Source organism: Rhizobium esperanzae, from assembly GCF_014197615.1.
In the GTDB taxonomy this organism is placed as follows: domain Bacteria; phylum Pseudomonadota; class Alphaproteobacteria; order Rhizobiales; family Rhizobiaceae; genus Rhizobium; species Rhizobium esperanzae_A.
Window position 1 is genome coordinate 13,929 of sequence record NZ_JACIFY010000033.1, and the last position, 16,596, is coordinate 30,524.

At 59.6% G+C, this 16,596-nt stretch carries 11 protein-coding genes and 1 tRNA gene; 7 read left to right on the top strand and 5 right to left on the bottom strand.

From position 1 onward, the window contains the following. Positions 1 to 918 (bottom strand): MBL fold metallo-hydrolase, encoded by a 918-nt coding sequence (locus GGD57_RS28270; RefSeq protein WP_184473474.1) that lies wholly within the window; start codon positions 916 to 918, stop codon positions 1 to 3. Positions 919 to 1,083: 165 nt separating this feature from the next. On the opposite strand from GGD57_RS28270, the gene GGD57_RS28275 reads away from it, so the two are divergent. The 4 genes from GGD57_RS28275 (at position 1,084) to GGD57_RS28290 (ending at position 7,563) form a co-directional block, all read left to right on the top strand. Further along, positions 1,084 to 1,158, top strand: a tRNA-Gln gene (locus GGD57_RS28275). Between the two features lie 146 nt (positions 1,159 to 1,304). Continuing rightward, the gene (locus GGD57_RS28280) at positions 1,305 to 3,140 is read left to right on the top strand and encodes a type I restriction-modification system subunit M (protein WP_184473475.1); all 1,836 of its coding nucleotides are present in this window, start codon (positions 1,305 to 1,307) and stop codon (positions 3,138 to 3,140) included. Next, a complete protein-coding gene (locus GGD57_RS28285) occupies positions 3,137 to 4,465 on the top strand; it encodes a restriction endonuclease subunit S (protein WP_184473476.1) in 1,329 nt (442 codons plus the stop codon). Before GGD57_RS28280 ends, GGD57_RS28285 begins: the two co-directional genes overlap by 4 nt. Next, positions 4,462 to 7,563: a type I restriction endonuclease subunit R gene (locus tag GGD57_RS28290; protein WP_184473477.1), complete on the top strand. Its 3,102-nt coding sequence runs from the start codon at positions 4,462 to 4,464 to the stop codon at positions 7,561 to 7,563. The genes GGD57_RS28285 and GGD57_RS28290 overlap by 4 nt, the downstream gene beginning before the upstream one ends. A 133-nt stretch (positions 7,564 to 7,696) precedes the next feature. Here GGD57_RS28290 and GGD57_RS28295 read toward each other — a convergent pair whose 3' ends face one another. The 4 genes from GGD57_RS28295 to GGD57_RS28310 form a co-directional block, all read right to left on the bottom strand. Beyond that, positions 7,697 to 8,683: a hypothetical protein gene (locus tag GGD57_RS28295; protein WP_184473478.1), complete on the bottom strand. Its 987-nt coding sequence runs from the start codon at positions 8,681 to 8,683 to the stop codon at positions 7,697 to 7,699. A gap of 2 nt (positions 8,684 to 8,685) precedes the next feature. After that, a complete protein-coding gene (locus GGD57_RS28300; protein ID WP_184473479.1) occupies positions 8,686 to 9,345 on the bottom strand; it encodes a 3'-5' exonuclease in 660 nt (219 codons plus the stop codon). Between the two features lie 407 nt (positions 9,346 to 9,752). Further along, positions 9,753 to 10,529, bottom strand: coding sequence for an SDR family NAD(P)-dependent oxidoreductase (locus GGD57_RS28305; RefSeq protein WP_184473480.1), 777 nt, complete (start codon positions 10,527 to 10,529; stop codon positions 9,753 to 9,755). Positions 10,530 to 11,007: 478 nt separating this feature from the next. After that, positions 11,008 to 11,622 (bottom strand): TetR/AcrR family transcriptional regulator, encoded by a 615-nt coding sequence (locus tag GGD57_RS28310; protein WP_184473481.1) that lies wholly within the window; start codon positions 11,620 to 11,622, stop codon positions 11,008 to 11,010. Positions 11,623 to 11,734: 112 nt separating this feature from the next. Here GGD57_RS28310 and GGD57_RS28315 point away from each other — a divergent pair, with 112 nt between their 5' ends. The 3 genes from GGD57_RS28315 to GGD57_RS28325 all read left to right on the top strand — a co-directional run bounded on the left by GGD57_RS28315 (position 11,735) and on the right by GGD57_RS28325 (position 16,238). Then, complete coding sequence (locus GGD57_RS28315; RefSeq protein ID WP_184473482.1) at positions 11,735 to 12,421, top strand: PspA/IM30 family protein; 687 nt, start codon at positions 11,735 to 11,737, stop codon at positions 12,419 to 12,421. A gap of 47 nt (positions 12,422 to 12,468) precedes the next feature. Then, entirely contained in the window at positions 12,469 to 12,750 is a 282-nt protein-coding gene (locus GGD57_RS28320) for a YiaA/YiaB family inner membrane protein (protein WP_003569708.1), read from the top strand. Positions 12,751 to 12,842: 92 nt separating this feature from the next. After that, positions 12,843 to 16,238: an acyl-[ACP]--phospholipid O-acyltransferase gene (locus GGD57_RS28325; RefSeq protein WP_184473483.1), complete on the top strand. Its 3,396-nt coding sequence runs from the start codon at positions 12,843 to 12,845 to the stop codon at positions 16,236 to 16,238. Positions 16,239 to 16,596: the final 358 nt, after the last annotated feature.

Genomic DNA, 16,596 nt, shown 5'->3' on the forward strand with positions numbered 1-16,596 from the left:
TCATATCCCTGTTGCCGGCCGGTAGCTGGCGGCAAGCGAAGGCGGCCCATCCGCCACGATCTCGCCGCGCTCCACCAGATCTTCGATATGGGCGAGCACGGAAAGGGCGGCCGCCCCATGAAGCTTCGGATCGGTATCGTGATAGATCGCCTTCACCATCTCCGTGATCCCCCGATCGCCGGCCGCAACCCGCGCCAGCACCGCCCGCTCGCGCTTCAGCCGATGCGCCTTCAGCGCCGGCAGGAAGCGCTTCGGCTCGCGCACCGGCCCCCCATGGCCGGGCAGCAGCAGGCCGTCCTCGCGAGATATCAGCCTGTCGAGCGAAGCCATATAATCCGCCATCGACCCATCCGGCGGTGCGACGATCGAGGTCGACCAGGCCATGACATGATCGCCCGAGAACAGGATCTCCCGGCCTTCGAGCGCGAAGGCCGCATGATTGGCCGTATGCCCCGGCGTCAGCACCGCCGTCAGCATCCAGCCATCACCCGCAACCGTCTCGCCGTCGCCGAGCGCGAGATCCGGCACGAACTCCAGATCCGAGCTTTCGGCAAAGGGATTGACCTCGCCGGCCCTGAGCGGCCGCGCCGGCCGATGCGGCCCTTGCCCCACCGTCACCGCCCCGGTTGCCGCCTGCAGCCGGCGGGCAAGCGGCGAGTGATCGCGATGGGTATGGCTGACGAAGATATGCGTCACCTCCCGCCCGCCGATCGCGGCCATCAGCGCCTGAAAATGCGCCTCGTCCTCTGGCCCGGGATCGATGACGGCAAGCGAGGAGGAGCCGACGAGATAGCTGTTGGTGCCGAAAAAGGTAAACGGCCCGGGATTTTCCGCCGTGACCCGCGCGATACCGGAATCAACCGGCACGGCCCGCCCATAGGCCGGCTCGAAAGCAAGGTCGAATGCGGGACTTTCCATGCGCAGCGATGATCTCGAGGGCGACAATAACACCTCATGCTAGCACGCCGCCCGCCACTTCGCGCGCATAAATCTGCCTGAGGCTTAAACTTAGTCATTGTGACAGGCAAAGAGCTTTGCTAATCAGGCGCGATCCGAGCAAGCGGTTCGCCGCTCAAGCTCTGGTGGGGCGTAGCCAAGCGGTAAGGCAGCGGTTTTTGGTACCGCCATCCCCTGGTTCGAATCCAGGCGCCCCAGCCAATGTCTTCCTGGATGCGTCACCGGCCGTAGGCTTTGATGGGTCGCTCGCATTTTTCTGCGAAATTGTCCCTGATTCCACATCCCGGTCACCCTGTGTTTACCTGCGACAACAATAAATGATCCAACACACGCATTCGGGGAATCGCATGAACCAACAAGCTCTTTCGGCATTCATCTGGTCGGTCGCGGATCTGTTGAGGGGCGACTACAAGCAGGCCGATTATGGCAAGGTAATCCTGCCGTTTACAGTGCTCCGCCGCATCGATTGCGTTCTGGCGCCGACGAAACAGGCCGTGCTCGCCGAGTTCGAGGCCAAACTCGCCGCCGGGGTAAATCCCGACCCGTTCCTGTTTCGGAAGGCAGGACAGACGTTCTACAACACCTCCAAGCTCGATATGCGGACGCTAATCGGCGACCCAGATAACATCGCCGCCAACCTCTATGCATATATTCAGGGATTCTCGGAGGATGTCCGCGATATCTTCGAGCGTTTTGAGTTCGCCACTCAGATCGACCGCCTCGCAAAGGCCAAGCTCCTTTATCAGGTAACTGAGAAGTTTGCCCGCGTTGACCTGCATCCCGACAAAGTCAGCAACATGCAGATGGGGCAGATCTTCGAGGAACTGATCCGCAGGTTCTCCGAACTATCGAATGAAACAGCCGGTGAACACTTCACCCCTCGCGAAGTCATTCGTCTGATGGTGAACCTGCTTTTCGTCGAGGACGACGACATCCTCTCCAAGCCGGGGGTGGTTCGCACAATCTATGACCCGACGGCGGGAACGGGCGGAATGCTTTCGATTGCGGACGAATATATTATCGAGCACAACGATAAGGCACGTCTGGTTATGAACGGGCAGGAACTGAACCCTGAATCCTATGCCATCTGCAAAGCGGACATGCTGATCAAGGGGCAGGATGTCAGCAACATCACATTCGGCAACACGCTGTCCGAGGACGGTCATGCCGACGCAAAGTTCGACTACATGCTCTCAAACCCGCCCTTCGGCGTCGAATGGAAGAAGGTCGAGAAAGACATTCGGGCGGAACATGAGCAGAAGGGCTTCAACGGTCGCTTTGGCCCTGGCCTCCCACGCGTGTCCGATGGTTCGCTTCTGTTTTTGATGCACCTAATCTCCAAGATGCGCCCGGCGGCAGATGGCGGAAGTCGCTTCGCCATCGTCCTCAACGGTTCGCCCTTGTTCACGGGCGGGGCCGGTAGCGGCGAGAGTGAAATTCGGCGCTATGTGCTTGAGAATGACCTTTTGGAGGCGATTATCGCGCTGCCCACCGACATGTTCTACAACACCGCCATCTCCACCTATGTTTGGGTGCTCTCCAATCGCAAGCCAGCGCATCGCAAGGGCAAGACGCAACTAATCGACGGCACGCTCTTCTGGCAGAAGATGCGCAAGAGCCTCGGTTCAAAGCGCAAAGAGATCGGTGACGCCGATATTGTCACCCTCACGCGGTTGTTCGGCAATTTCACCGAGGCTCAGATTGCAACGCTCTTCGATGCGAATGGCAAGGAGGTCGGGCGTCGGATGGTGCATAAAGGGGAGTTCCAACCTTTGCCTCCAGAGGGGGGAAAGATCAAGCTCGCACCGCTGTCTCGCATATTTCCGAACGATGCCTTTGGTTATAGAACCATCACTGTGGAGCGTCCGCTGCGTGACGAACAAGGCAATATTGTTGTGGGAACGCGGGGCAAGGCCAAGGGTCAGCCACAAGCGGATAGTGCCCTGCGCGACACGGAGAATGTGCCGCTGTCAGAATCAGTTGCGAACTACTTCGCACGGGAAGTGCTCCCTCACGCAAAAGATGCTTGGGTCGACGAAGAAAAAACCAAGGTGGGTTACGAAATCCCGTTCAATCGCCATTTCTATGTCTTCCAATCGCCGCGACCGTTGGAACAGATTGATTCGGATCTCAAGCAGGTGACGGGGCGCATCCTTCAGATGATCGGGGAACTGTCGGCATGAGCACCGGACCCCACGCCGATTTTCAAGACACCGGAACTGAATGGCTAGGCCAAGTCCCAAACCATTGGCTCCTTCGGCGACTTGGATACTTTTTCCAAGAACGTCGGGAGAAAGTTAGTGACAGAGAGTTCCCAGCGCTCTCCGTAACGAAAAATGGCATTGTTCCGCAGTTAGAGACCGCGGCGAAGACTGATGATGGCGACAACCGTAAGGGCGTTATGGCGGGCGATTTTGTCATCAACAGCCGCTCGGACAGGAAAGGCTCATCTGGAATCGCGGGGCAGAATGGTTCAGTCTCCTTGATCAACATTGTACTGACTCCGCTCGCAGAAATACGGCCGCGTTTTGCACACTACCTTTTGAGGAGCGCTGCATTTCAGGAAGAGTTCTACCGCTACGGGAAAGGCATCGTCGCTGACCTCTGGAGCACAAACTACAGCGACATGAAGGCGATCACTCTGGCGGTACCACCGCCGTTGGAGCAATCAGCCATTGCAGGCTTCCTCGACAACGAGACGGCCAAGATCGATGCGCTGGTGGAGGAGCAGAAGCGCCTGATCGAACTGCTCAAGGAAAAGCGCCAGGCGGTCATCTCCCGCGCGGTCACCAAGGGCCTCAACCCCGATGCCAGGATGAGGGACAGCGGAATCGAGTGGCTGGGCGAAGTGCCGGAGCATTGGGAGGTCGTGCCTTTCCGACGAATCCTGAGCAAAATTGAACAGGGCTGGAGTCCGTTATCCGAGGAGAGGTTCCCCGATGAAGGACAGTGGGGCGTCATGAAAACGAGTGCCGTCAAAAGGGGAAATTTCGACCCTGCTATGATTAAGGCTATTTCCGGGGCGATCCAGCCGGAGCCTCGCTACGCTCTGCGCGACGGTGATCTTCTGATGATTCGGGGCAATGGCTCGCCGGAGCTAGTTGGCGGTGCTGCATACGTCGCAAGCGCCCCCGACCGCTGCATGTTACCAGACTTGCTGTATCGTCTCGCCTACATGCCTGAAAGGGCCGACGGGAAATATCTCTCGTACACCTTGGGATCACGAGCGCTGCGTCATCAGATTGAGCTTGCAGCGCGGGGTATTGACATCTTGAAGATTGCCCAACCCAGCATCGCTGAGCTTCGGGTTCCTCTCCCGCCTCGACAGGAACAGGTGGATATCGTCTCTGTGCTGGACGCCAAAGTTGATCAACTCGATGCCCTTGCCAACGAAGCACATTGCGCAGTCGACCTCCTAACCGAACGCCGTGCCGCCCTGATCTCTGCCACTGTTACTGGCAAAATCGACATGCGGGGTCTTGTCGATACCCGGGAAGCAGCCGAATGAGCCTGCATAAGGAAATCAGCTTCGAGACGGAAATCTGCGGCCATCTCTCGGCGTATGGCTGGCTTTGCGTGGATGGCGATGCCATCAGGTATGACCGGATCCGGGCGCTATTTCCCGACGATGTCGTGGCGTGGATCAAAGCCTCGGTGCCACAGGTATGGGCGACACTATCGAGGAACCACGGGTCCACAGCCGAAACCATTCTGCTCGACCGCGTCCGCAAGCAGCTTGACGAGCGTGGAACGCTGGACGTTCTACGCCACGGCGTCGAGATGATTGGCCTAAGAGCGCCCCTGAAGCTCGCCGAGTTCAAACCTGCCTTCGGCCTCAACGAAGAGATCCTTGTCCGGTACAACGCCAATCGGTTGCGCGTCGTGCGGCAGGTGCGCTATTCCCTGAGCAATGAGAACTGCATCGATCTCGTGTTGTTCCTCAACGGGGTTCCGGTCTCAACCGTTGAGCTGAAGACTGACTTCACCCAGAGCGTCGCAGACGCGGTGGACCAGTACAGATTCGATCGGCATCCGAGTTCCAAGGGGCAATCGCCAGAGCCGCTACTGAGCTTCCCTAGTGGCGCCCTTGTCCACTTTGCGGTCAGCAATGCCGAAGTCATGATGGCGACGAAACTTGAAGGGGTCGGCACTCGCTTCCTGCCGTTCAACAAGGGCAACGAGGGCGGCAAGGGCAATCCGCCAAACCGGAACGGACACCCGACCGCCTATCTCTGGGAGGAAATCTGGGAGCGCCATTCCTGGCTGGAGATTCTTGGGCGCTACATCGTTCCCGCGAAGGACGCCAAGAAAAAGATTAGCGGTCTGGTATTCCCGCGCTTCCATCAGTTGGATGCAAGTCGGAAGCTCCAAGCTGCGGTTCTCGCCGAGGGCGCAGGGGGCAAGTACTTGATCCAACATTCGGCGGGATCGGGAAAGACCAACTCGATTGCATGGTCGGCGCATTTCCTCGCAGATCTCCACGACGAGCAGCACAAGAAGATCTTTGACACTGTCATCGTTGTTTCAGACCGCAACGTGATCGACACCCAGCTTCAGGAAGCGATCTTTAGCTTCGAGCGGACCACGGGCGTCGTCGAGACGATCACCAGTGAAGGAGGTGCCAAGAGCAGCAAACTTGCCGAAGCGCTTGCGGGGGGGAAGAAGATAGTCGTCTGCACTATCCAGACCTTCCCCTTCGCGCTAGAGGCGGTGCGGGAACTTGCGGCGACCCAGGGCAAGAAGTTTGCAGTGATCGCGGACGAAGCACACTCAAGCCAAACGGGTGAGACAGCATCGAAACTGAAGCAGGTTCTCTCAGCCGAGGAACTCGCGGAACTCGGGGACGGTGGCGAGGTCAGTAGCGAAGACATTCTCGCGGCCCAGATGGCAGCTCGCGCGAGCGAAAGCGGCATCACCTATGTGGCGTTCACTGCTACCCCCAAGGGCAAGACACTGGAGCTATTCGGACGACGCCCAAACCCGAGCGAACCGGCGAGCGAGACCAACAAGCCGCAGCCCTTCCACGTGTATTCTATGCGTCAGGCCATCGAAGAGGGCTTCATCCTCGACGTCCTGAAGAACTACACGCCCTATGATCTCGCTTTCAAGCTGGCTAATGCTGGCGGGGGGACGGAAGACAAAGAGGTGGAGCGCAAGGAGGCGGTCAAGACACTGATGCGCTGGGTGCGGCTGCATCCTTACAATATCAGCCAAAAGGTCCAGATCGTCGTCGAACATTACCGGGCGAACGTGCAGCCGCTGCTCGACGGCAAGGCGAAGGCCATGGTGGTCACAGGCAGTCGCGTCGAGGCGGTGCGGTGGCAGATCGCGATGCAGAAGTACATCAGAGAACGGAAGTACGACCTTGGCACCCTTGTTGCATTCTCCGGGGAGGTCGATGATAAGGAAAGCGGACCGAAGCCCTTCTCGGAGTCGAGCAAGGAACTGAACCCGGGTCTGAACGGGCGCGACATTCGCGAGGCCTTCAAACTGCCGGAATACCAGGTGTTGCTGGTTGCCAATAAATTTCAGACGGGATTCGATCAGCCCCTGCTTTGCGGGATCTATGTGGATAGGCGCTTGGCCGGCATTCAGGCTGTTCAGACGCTGTCTCGCCTCAATCGGGCGTATCCTCGCAAGGACACGACCTACGTCCTCGATTTCGTCAACAGTTCCGAAGACATCTTGAAGGCGTTCCAGACCTACTACGAGACAGCAGAACTTTCCGGCGTAACCGATCCAAACCTCGTATTCGACTTGAGGGCGAAGCTCGATGCTGGGGGCTACTATGACAGCTTCGAGGTGGATCGAGTGGTGAAGGCTGAGCTTGATCCGAAGTCGACCCAAGGTGATCTCGTCGCGGCCATTATGCCGGTCGCCGATCGGTTGCTAAGGGCTTACAAGGAGGCGCAGAATCGCCGCCGAGTGGCTCTGTCTAGGGAGGACGAGAGGGTAGCAAAGGCCGCCAAGGACGAGATGGACGCCCTGCTGCTCTTCCGGGGTGATATGGGAGCCTTCATCCGCGTCTACGCCTTCCTGTCGCAGATCTTCGATTACGGCAATACCGACATCGAGAAGCGCTCGATCTTCTTCAAGCGGCTGATACCGCTACTGGAATTTGGTCGTGAACGGGATGTGGTTGACGTGTCTCAGATCAAGCTGACTCACCATAAGCTATCGAGCAAGGGCAATCGCGACCTGGCGCTGAGGGGCTTCTCAGAGCCTCTGGCGCCGTATGTCGCTCCGGGTTCAGGTTCCGTGCAAGACAAAGAGAAAGCGCTGCTCGCCGAAATCGTCGCGCGGGTCAATGATCTCTTCCAAGGCGAACTCACTGACGACGATCAAGTGATCTACGTGAATAATGTCCTTAAAGGAAAGCTTATGGAGTCCGAGACGTTGGCCCGACAAGCTGAACACAACACCAAGGAACAGTTTGCTAATTCGCCGGACCTCTCGAAGGCGATCCTGGACGCCATTATGGATGCCTTCGACGCTCACGCCACTATGAGCAAGCAGGCACTGGATTCGGAGAAGGTACGCGACGGCATCAAGGATATCTTGCTCGGGCCCGGGCAGCTCTGGGAGGGGCTACGGAAGAAGGCGTGACTCTTGGCTTCGCGCGAGCCCACTTGATGTGATAAGCGGAGACCCGATCGAAAATCACCGTATTATTCGGCTCACTCCGCCGTCCATCTGCGGACTCTGTTGTGAACAGTCACCATTTGGCAAGCCCTTTAACTTAAACCACAATCAGGCGGTAAAACTTATTTTGCTCTCCCAAGGTCGAAAGCGCCTCAAACATAAGGTCTCCAAAAGCATAGGAGCCTGCCATCCATTCTCCGCTCTTTTCGCTGAATGCAGCTGCTAACTCATCTTTCGGCCTATCCGTCTTTTCCAAGAATTCGGCGTACTTTTCCAACAGCTGGCTGGTGGAGCTGTGGATGGTTTTGAACTCAGCTTGCTGGAGAAGCCAACTTAGGCGAGCGGTAGGGGTTAGCTGCGTCATGCATTTTGCATGCTTTGGCGAGACCGTGCCTTCGAGCTTAAAGACACCCAAGAGATATAAGAGGGCTGAATAGCACGTAAGCATTCGGCTATGTTTGAGCTTATAGTTCTTTATCTTGCCTTCAATTTTCTTTTCTACGGGATTACGCTCCGTCCTCGCCTCATAATTTACACAGAACGTGCGCCAAAGGCGTAGAATGTCGTTGGCGAGGAAAGCGGGCATGAATGCTTCAGCATGGTCGCCGTAGTCTCTCCAATACGAGGCGATCACATCATCTATGATATCGCTGTAAGCCTCCGCCCCAAGAAGCGGCTGGCTTTCCAAGAATAGTAAGAGTCGACCGGTTAGCGTGTTGTTCGCATCATCATCGGGTGCCCCCAATGACCCGGTGAACTGCCGCACGGAATAATGGCCAAGATACTTACCATCAGCGTCGAAGTCTGGAATGCCTAATTTACGAATGGCGCTAATTAGGTCGGCTTTGACTAGAATAGCATCAAGATGACGAAGCTGGCTCGTGACAACGCCATCGACTTCCCCAATTTTGCTGACGATGAAAAGGTCGAGGTCGCTATTTGTGCCGACTTCTAAACGACCAAACGAACCGGTGGCATAAACGCACGCTTTGTTGCCGAGTCGGCCATCAGCATCAGTCAATTCAGACTGAAGCTGCTTGATCCGTGCTTGTGTGTCGGCTTTTCTACTGTCTAAGTACTCCAACCTTAAACCTCCCATTCAAAAACGTTTGCAAATATCTCAGCTTGCTCAATTGCATCATCAAGTGCGTGGTGCGTGTGTGCACGCTTGGGCAGCAGCTCATTCGGCAATCTAGACCGTCCCGAGCCTGCAATTGGAAAGCCACTCTTCACGGAAACCGCTGTTTTGATATCAAAACAACGCGAATGACCGAACGGTGACCCGCGCTTTGAGAAGCGAACGAAGTACCAATATAGCCATGTCCAATCGAAGCTAAGCGGATATGCGACAAAAACGGGGTTACCATCTCCCGCTGTTTTGCGAACCCATTCATTTGCTTCGCGCATAGCTTGCGCAGGCAGCATGCCGGTTTGAATTAGTAGATCTCGATCAAGCCCGTTGACGGCCAATGCCTCAGGTTCGTACTCGTTTGAGATTGGCTGAAGCTCGCGGTAAAAATGGTTGTCATAGTCCCGCGGGCGCTTGAATGTCTTCCCGTCGTAACTGCCTGCATAGACCAATGCAAATGACAGGATCGAGTACGGCCCTGGGATCGGTCCGTCAGTCTCAATGTCGGCTGAGAAATAGACATCCACCTTGCTCTCCGATTTCGTATTAGGAACAGTGCGCGACAGGCCTGCTGGTGCATTTTTTGCGAAAGTTTGTTCTAAAGTGATTTGAGCCATTTGACTTGCCCCCAGTTCCCGAATCGACTCTGCGTCGCCGAACGTGCGCCAAGCTTTCAACACCACCGTCGCGCGGGAGTCTATTGTGCTGCCATTATAACATTCCGACTGTTGCAACGGTGCTGCAAGCGAAGCACTAGCCGGTCTTTAGCAATAATTTAAGGATTGCGCGCGTTGCAATTTCTCTCGACGACGTTTTTTTATACGGGCCGCCTTTTTAACGTTTTGCTCGCTCAGCGTCTGCCAATAGCTCTTCGCACCGACTTCTAACCTCCTCCACTCTGCCGCCTCCGCAATGGGAAAGCTGGTGCAGCGGCAACCGCACGAAACGGTTTTGGTCACTGCCGCCGACGACGTTGTAGACGCCGGTTAAGACGACGCGCGGATGGGCGCAGTTATCTTGTTCTTTACCGGCTGTTTGCAAACAGTCTTACGCCCGTCAACCCCGCAAGCCTCTCCGCCAACGCATCCTGAAACCCAACATCACCCACCTCTGCCGCAGCCTCTCGCTGCTGGCGGTGATACCAATACCCGCCGCTCACCTTCGCGACTTCGTCCTCGCTCGTCGCAAGCCACGTCTGCGTCAGATGCCCCATCTCCAGATCATCCGGCGCGCCGGCGCCGCCCATCTTGGTCGGCACCCAGCCGGGGTCGACTGAATTGCTCAGCACATCCGGCCAGTGGCGGGCGATGGCGGCGGCCAGCGTGGCGATGTAGAGTTTGCTTTCGGAATAGGCCTGGCTGGCGCTCCAGGGCCGCTTCTTCCAGTCGATATCGTCAAGCGCGCCGCTGCCGCTGCGGTGCATGCCGCTGGTGAGATAGATCAGGCGGTGGGGCCGGGTGATCCAGGCGGTGAGCAGATAGGGGGCGAGCGTGTTGACGGCCAGCGTCTTGGCGTGGCCTTCGGGCGTTTCGCCGCGGCTGTGCTCGAGGTAAATGCCGGCATTGTGGATGATGGCGTCCATGCGGCCGATGGCGTTGAGTTGTTCGGCGATCGAGCGGGTTTCCGCAGCACTGGCGAGATCGCCGATGACGAGGCCGAGGGCGGCGGCGGTTTCTGATATGGCGGCGGCGCGCTCGCGGGAGCGGGCGTGCAGGACGACCTCGTGGCCTTCGCGGATGAGGGTGCGGGCGGCGGCGAGGCCGAGGCCATCGGTGGAACCTGTGATGAAGATGCGGCTCATGAGGGTTCCTTTCGCGTGCGGCGTGGGGTGGGCACAGAGTGCTTGGGGAGGGGTGCTCGGGTCAAGCCTGAGGACGAGGAGGGTGGGAGGATGCGATCGGCAAGAGGCGGGATGCTAGGGCAATTCCAGCGGCGTGTGGGTGCGAGGAGGTTGGAGTTTGGCGGGGCGTCTCCACACACTCCGTCATCCCAGGCCTTACATCAAGGCCTGGGATGACGGAGGATGGTGTGGGGCTCGGCGAAAACGGCAACGTCATGGATCCCAGGGTCAAGCCAGGTCAAGCCCTGGGATGACGGAGAGTGGGGTGGGGCTTAGGCCGGAACCGCAAGGCCGTCAGTCGGATGATGCTGCTCTGTCTGCCGAAGGCCAGCACAATGCTCGCGGCATGGATCCTCGGCTCAAGGCCGAGGAAGACGGCGCGTGGGGGAGCGTGCCTGCCAAACCCACTGCCGGGCGCCCAACCCACCGCTGGCCGCACTCACATCCCCTGCCGCCGCAGCTCCGCCCCCGCCGCAATCGTCTGCACCAGCTCGTCCACCTCGCGTGCCAGCCGCTCCAGCGGCAAGCCCACGAAGCGCCCCTCCAGGCTGATGCTGACCACCCCATGCACCGCGCCAAACAGCGTGCGCGCGCGGATGGCGCGGTCTTCTGCGGGCATGTCGGGCTGCAGTTCGGCCAGCGGTTCGGCGATCACGTCCATCAGGAAGAGGTGTTCGTCGAGGTGCCATTGCGGCGTCGGGCTGGTTTCCGGGGGGGAGTGTTCGAACAGCGCCTTCCAGAGATTGCGGTGTTCGACGGCGAAGGCGAGGTAGCCCTGGGCGAGGTTGCGCAGCCGGTCGGTCGGGCTCTTTTCCTTGGCCTCGGCAAGGGTGAGGCGTGCCTCCAGCGCCTTCAGCGTCGCGGAATTGACGTGGATGACGAGTTCGGCGAGGTCTGAGAAGACGGTGTAGAGGCCGCCGAGCGCGCAGCCGGCATCCTGGGTGATGTCGCGGGCTCGGAGGTTGGCGAGCCCGTCGCGGGCGATGCGCTCGCGCGCTGCCTCGATCAGCCGGGCTTTTAGATCTTCGCGTTTTTCTTCCCGTCGACCGGCCATTAACCATTCCCTTTCGAATTTTTTGAACGTCGTTCAAAATTATTCTTGAACAGCGTTCACGATTCTGCCATAACTCATCTCGTGAACAACGTTCATAAACCGGAGGAAGCAAATGTTCAAACTGATTTCCATTTTGCTGCGGGGCAGGGCGCATGATGCCGAACAGGCCTTTGCCGATCGCCACGCCGTGCCGCTGCTGGCCCAGCAGATCCGCGATGCGGCCCAGGCGATCCAGCAGGCGCGCCGCAGCGTCGCCGTCGCCATCGCCCAGAACGAGCAGGAAAAGGGCCAGCACGCGACGATCCTCGCCCGCATCGCCGATCTGGAAAGCCGCGCCACCGCGGCCCTTGCTAGGGGCAATGAGGCGCTCGCCCGCGAAGCGGCCGAGGCGATCGCCTTTCTCGAAGCCGAGCGCGATGCGTCTGAGAAGGCGCAGAGCCAGTTCGTCGGCGCGATCGACAAGCTGAAGGCGATCGTGCGTGCCTCCGAAGCCAGGCTGCAGGAGCTGCAGCGCGGCGAGCGGCTGGCCCGCGCCACGCAAGATGCCCAGAAGCTTAATGTCGTCGTCAGCGGCCCCGGCTTTGCCACGCTCGACGATGCCGAGGAGACGCTCGCCCGCCTTCGCCTGCGCCAGAGCCAGAACGAGCTGACAGCAGCAGCGCTGAAGGAGATGGAAGGCGCGACGCGGCCGGCCGGCATCATCGAGAAGCTTGCCAATGCCGGCTTCGGCCCGCCGCTGCACACATCAGCCGATGACGTGCTGGCCCGCCTGAAGGGCCGGGTCAGCCCGGCCGCCTGAACCGCATCCCGTTCCCATTCCATCCACTGAACACAAGGATTACGATCATGAACGACAGTTTCCAGAAACACTCCGCCAGCTGGGTCAGCTTCTCCTACATCTCCTTCGGCTCGGCCGCCTTCATGCTGGCGCTCGGCCTCTACATGATGCCGCTCGATCTCTGGGGCAAAGGTTATCTCGCCATGGGCATATTGATGCTGGTGCAGACGACGGTGAACATCACCAAGACGCTGCGCGACAATGCCGAATCCGAGAAGCTGATCCGCAAGGTCGAAGATGCCCGCACCGAAAAGCTGCTGGTCAAATTCAATCGTAGCGATGAAGATTGATCTTCCTTAACCACATCGCAGAGTTGTTGCCGCATTCAACTTTTGCGTAACAACTCTGTGGCCTTCTCTGCCAATCGAAAGAGGGTCCCGCCGTGCAACACAAGCTGATGACATCGAGGAAATTCGCGCCGCTGTTCTGGACGCAGTTCCTGACCGCCTTCAACGACAATTTCCTCAAGAATACGCTCGTTTTCCTCATCCTCTTCAAGATGTCGGCAAACGAGGGCGCGGCTCTGGTGACGCTTGCCGGCGTCATCCTCATCGTGCCCTTCCTGCTGCTCTCGGCGCTCGGCGGCGAAATCGCCGACAAGCACGACAAGGCCAAGGTGGCGGAACTCCTGAAACGCTCAGAAATCGGCATTGCCGCCCTTGCCGTCGTCGGTCTCGGCTTCTCCTCGATTTTTGTGCTGATGGCGGCCCTCTTCGGCTTCGGCATCATCTCGGCGTTGTTCGGGCCGATCAAATACGGCATCCTGCCCGATCATCTCGAACGCCGCGACCTGCCGAAGGCCAATGCCTGGATCGAGGGCGGCACCTTCATCGCCATTCTCGGCGGCACGATCATCGCAGCCCTTGCCTTCTCCAGCGGCGACAATGTCGTGCTCTTCGGCTCGATGATGATGGGCCTGTCGGTGCTCTGCTGGCTCTCCGCCCGCCTGATCCCGGCGACCGGCTCCAAGGCGCCGGATCTTCAGATCGACCGCAATGTCATCCGCTCCAGCTACACGCTGGTCATGGAAATCCGTGAGGATAAGCGCCTGTGGCGCTCGGCGCTGATGAACTGCTGGTTCTGGCTGGTCGGCGCCTTCACCCTCTCCATCCTGCCGACGATGGTGACAGACCTGCTCGGCGGCTCCGAGCTCGTCGTGCCGGCCTATCTCACCGTTTTTGCCATCGCCGTCGCCGTCGGCTCCGGCATTGCCGCCTGGATGTCGTCGGGCCGCATCGTGCTGCTGCCGGCACCGGTCGGCACCGCGCTGCTCGGCCTCTTCAGCCTCGATCTCGCCTGGAACCTCTGGGGTCTGCAGTCGACCTCGCATGCGACGACGATCCTCGATTTCTTCGCCGGCCAGAATACCATCCGCGTCGCCATCGATCTCGCCGGCATGGCAATCTCGGGCGCCTTCATCGCCGTGCCGACTTTCGCCGGCCTGCAGACCTGGGCGCATGAGGATCGCCGCGCCCGCGTCATCGGCGCCGCCAATGTGCTGTCGGCGCTGTTCATCACCGTCGGCCTCGGCCTCGTCGCCGTCATCCAGGCGCTCGGCGCTTCCATTCCGCAGATCCTGGTCGGCCTCGGCATCCTCAACTTTGCCGTTGCCTGGCTGATGCTGAAGACGCTGCCGACCAATGCCTTCCGCGATTTCATCTCGATCCTGTTCCGCGCCTTTATGCGGCTCGAGGTCGAGGGGCTGGAGAATATCAAGAAGGCCGGCCCGGCGCCGATCATTGCGCTGAACCATGTGAGCCTGCTCGATGGGGCCTTGGCGCTCGCCATCACCGAGGAAGAGCCGGTCTTTGCCGTCGATTACAAGATCGCCCAGGCCTGGTGGGTGCGCCCCTTCCTGAAAATGTGCAAGTTCCTGCCTCTTGACCCCACCAAGCCGATGGCGACGCGCTCGCTGATCAAGGTGGCGCAGGAAGGCAACCCGATCGGCATCTTCCCCGAAGGCCGCCTGACGGTGACCGGCACGCTGATGAAGGTCTATGATGGCGCCGCCATGGTCGCCGACAAGACCGGCTCGATGGTGGTGCCGGTCAAGATCGACGGGCTGGAGAAGACCTATTTCTCCTATCTCGACGACGGCAAGATCCGCCGCCGGCTGTTTCCCAAGGTCAAAGTCACCATTCTCGAGCCGGTGAAGCTGGAAGTGCCGCCGGAGCTGAAAGGCCGCAAGCGCCGCACGGCGGCGGGGGCAGCACTTTATCAGGTGATGTCGAACCTGTTGTTCCGCACCGCCGATACCTCCTCGACCGTGCTCGAGCGCGTCATTGAGGCCGGCCACGAATTCGGCATGAAGAAGCTTGCCGTCGAAGATCCGGTCACCGGCCGGCTGACCTATGGCAAGCTCTTGACCGGGGCCGCCGTGCTCGGCGCCAAATTCCGCGCCCGCTTCCCGGAGCAGAACCTTGGCGTCATGCTGCCGAATGCCAATGGCGCCGCCGCCACCCTTCTCGGCGTCATGAGCGCGGGCAAGGTGCCGGCGATGCTGAACTTCACCGCGGGTGCCGCCAACATCCTCTCGGCCTGCAAGGCGGCGGAGGTGAAACACGTGCTGACCTCGCGCGCCTTCGTCACCCAGGCCAAGCTCGGCCCTGTGATCGAGGAGCTGGAAAAGCAGCTGACGATCGTCTGGCTCGATGATCTCAGAGCCGAAATCGGCTTCAAGGACAAGCTCGTCGGGCTTCTGCGCAAGGCGCGGCCGCTCGTCAAGCGCCAGGCCGACGATCCCGCCGTCATCCTCTTCACCTCGGGCTCGGAGGGCACGCCGAAGGGCGTGGTGCTGACCCACCGCAACGTGCTGTCGAACGCCGCCCAGGCCGCCGCCCGCATCGATTTCCACAGCGGCGACAAGGTGTTCAACATCCTGCCGGTCTTCCATTCCTTCGGGCTGACGGCCGGCACCGTGCTGCCGCTGATCTCGGGCGTGCCGGTCTATTTCTATCCCTCGCCGCTGCATTACCGCATCGTGCCGGAGCTGATCTATGTCTCCAACGCCACGATCATCTTCGGCACCGATACTTTCCTCAACGGTTATGCCAGGACCGCGCATCCTTACGATTTCCGCTCGATCCGCTATATCTTCGCCGGCGCCGAGCCGGTGAAGGCGGCAACCCGCCACACCTATATGGAAAAATTCGGCCTGCGCATCCTCGAAGGCTACGGCGTCACCGAGACGGCGCCGGTGATTTCCATCAACACGCCGATGTACAACCGCTCCGGCACGGTCGGTAAAATCCTCCCGGGCATGGAATGGAAGCTCGAACCGGTGCCCGGCATCGATGAGGGCGGCCGCCTGCATGTGCGCGGCGCCAATGTGATGGCCGGTTATCTCCGTGCCGAAAACCCCGGCGTGCTCGAACCGCTCGCCGATGGCTGGCACGACACCGGCGACATCGTCACCATCGACGAGGACGGCTTCGTCAAGATCCGCGGTCGCGCCAAACGCTTCGCCAAGATCGGCGGCGAAATGGTGTCGCTGGCGGCGATCGAAGCGCTCGCCGCCGAACTCTGGCCCGGCGCGCTCTCGGTCGTCTCCTCGCTGCCCGACCCGAAGAAGGGCGAGCGCCTGGTGCTCTTGACCGACGCCGAAACCGCCACCCGCACCGAATTCCTCGCCTTCGCCAAGTCGAAGGGCGCCATGGACATGATGGTCCCGGCCGAGGTCACCATCGGCAAGGTGCCGGTGCTGGGCTCCGGCAAGGTCGATTTCGTCGCCGCCCGCAAGCTGGCGGAGGGTGCGGCTCAGAAGGAAGAGGCGGCGTAGGCGAAGGTTAGGGGGCGTCGTGTGGCACCCCCCTCTGCCCTGCCGGGCATCTCCCCCACAAGGGGGGAGATCGGCTGGGCTTTAGGGTTTCCCCAAACAACGGCCGCTCACACCAGAATATCGATAGAGAGGGACGAAGTGTTCGCCTCTTGCCGATCTCCCCCCTTGTGGGGGGCACGGGCTTCCCCAAACAACGACCGCTTGGATCCGTATATTGAAAGAGAGCGATGAAGTGTTCGCCTCTTGCCAATCTCCCCCCTTGTGGGGCAGGGGAATCGCATATGGCGAGTAAGCAGTTGTTTTATTGCGTCAAATAGATTCAAGGACTCTCCGTTGATTTGGAGGTTGCGATGGATCG

What these genes read in the sequence shown, in the direction of transcription:
- GGD57_RS28310 (WP_184473481.1), bottom strand. Translation starts at nt 11,622, where the DNA reads ATGGCCGGTCGACGGGAAGAAAAACGCGAAGATCTAAAAGCCCGGCTG.
- GGD57_RS28280 (WP_184473475.1), top strand. Translation starts at nt 1,305, where the DNA reads ATGAACCAACAAGCTCTTTCGGCATTCATCTGGTCGGTCGCGGATCTG.
- GGD57_RS28305 (WP_184473480.1), bottom strand. Translation starts at nt 10,529, where the DNA reads ATGAGCCGCATCTTCATCACAGGTTCCACCGATGGCCTCGGCCTCGCC.
- GGD57_RS28300 (WP_184473479.1), bottom strand. Translation starts at nt 9,345, where the DNA reads ATGGCTCAAATCACTTTAGAACAAACTTTCGCAAAAAATGCACCAGCA.
- GGD57_RS28270 (WP_184473474.1), bottom strand. Translation starts at nt 918, where the DNA reads ATGGAAAGTCCCGCATTCGACCTTGCTTTCGAGCCGGCCTATGGGCGG.
- GGD57_RS28285 (WP_184473476.1), top strand. Translation starts at nt 3,137, where the DNA reads ATGAGCACCGGACCCCACGCCGATTTTCAAGACACCGGAACTGAATGG.
- GGD57_RS28320 (WP_003569708.1), top strand. Translation starts at nt 12,469, where the DNA reads ATGAACGACAGTTTCCAGAAACACTCCGCCAGCTGGGTCAGCTTCTCC.
- GGD57_RS28315 (WP_184473482.1), top strand. Translation starts at nt 11,735, where the DNA reads ATGTTCAAACTGATTTCCATTTTGCTGCGGGGCAGGGCGCATGATGCC.
- GGD57_RS28290 (WP_184473477.1), top strand. Translation starts at nt 4,462, where the DNA reads ATGAGCCTGCATAAGGAAATCAGCTTCGAGACGGAAATCTGCGGCCAT.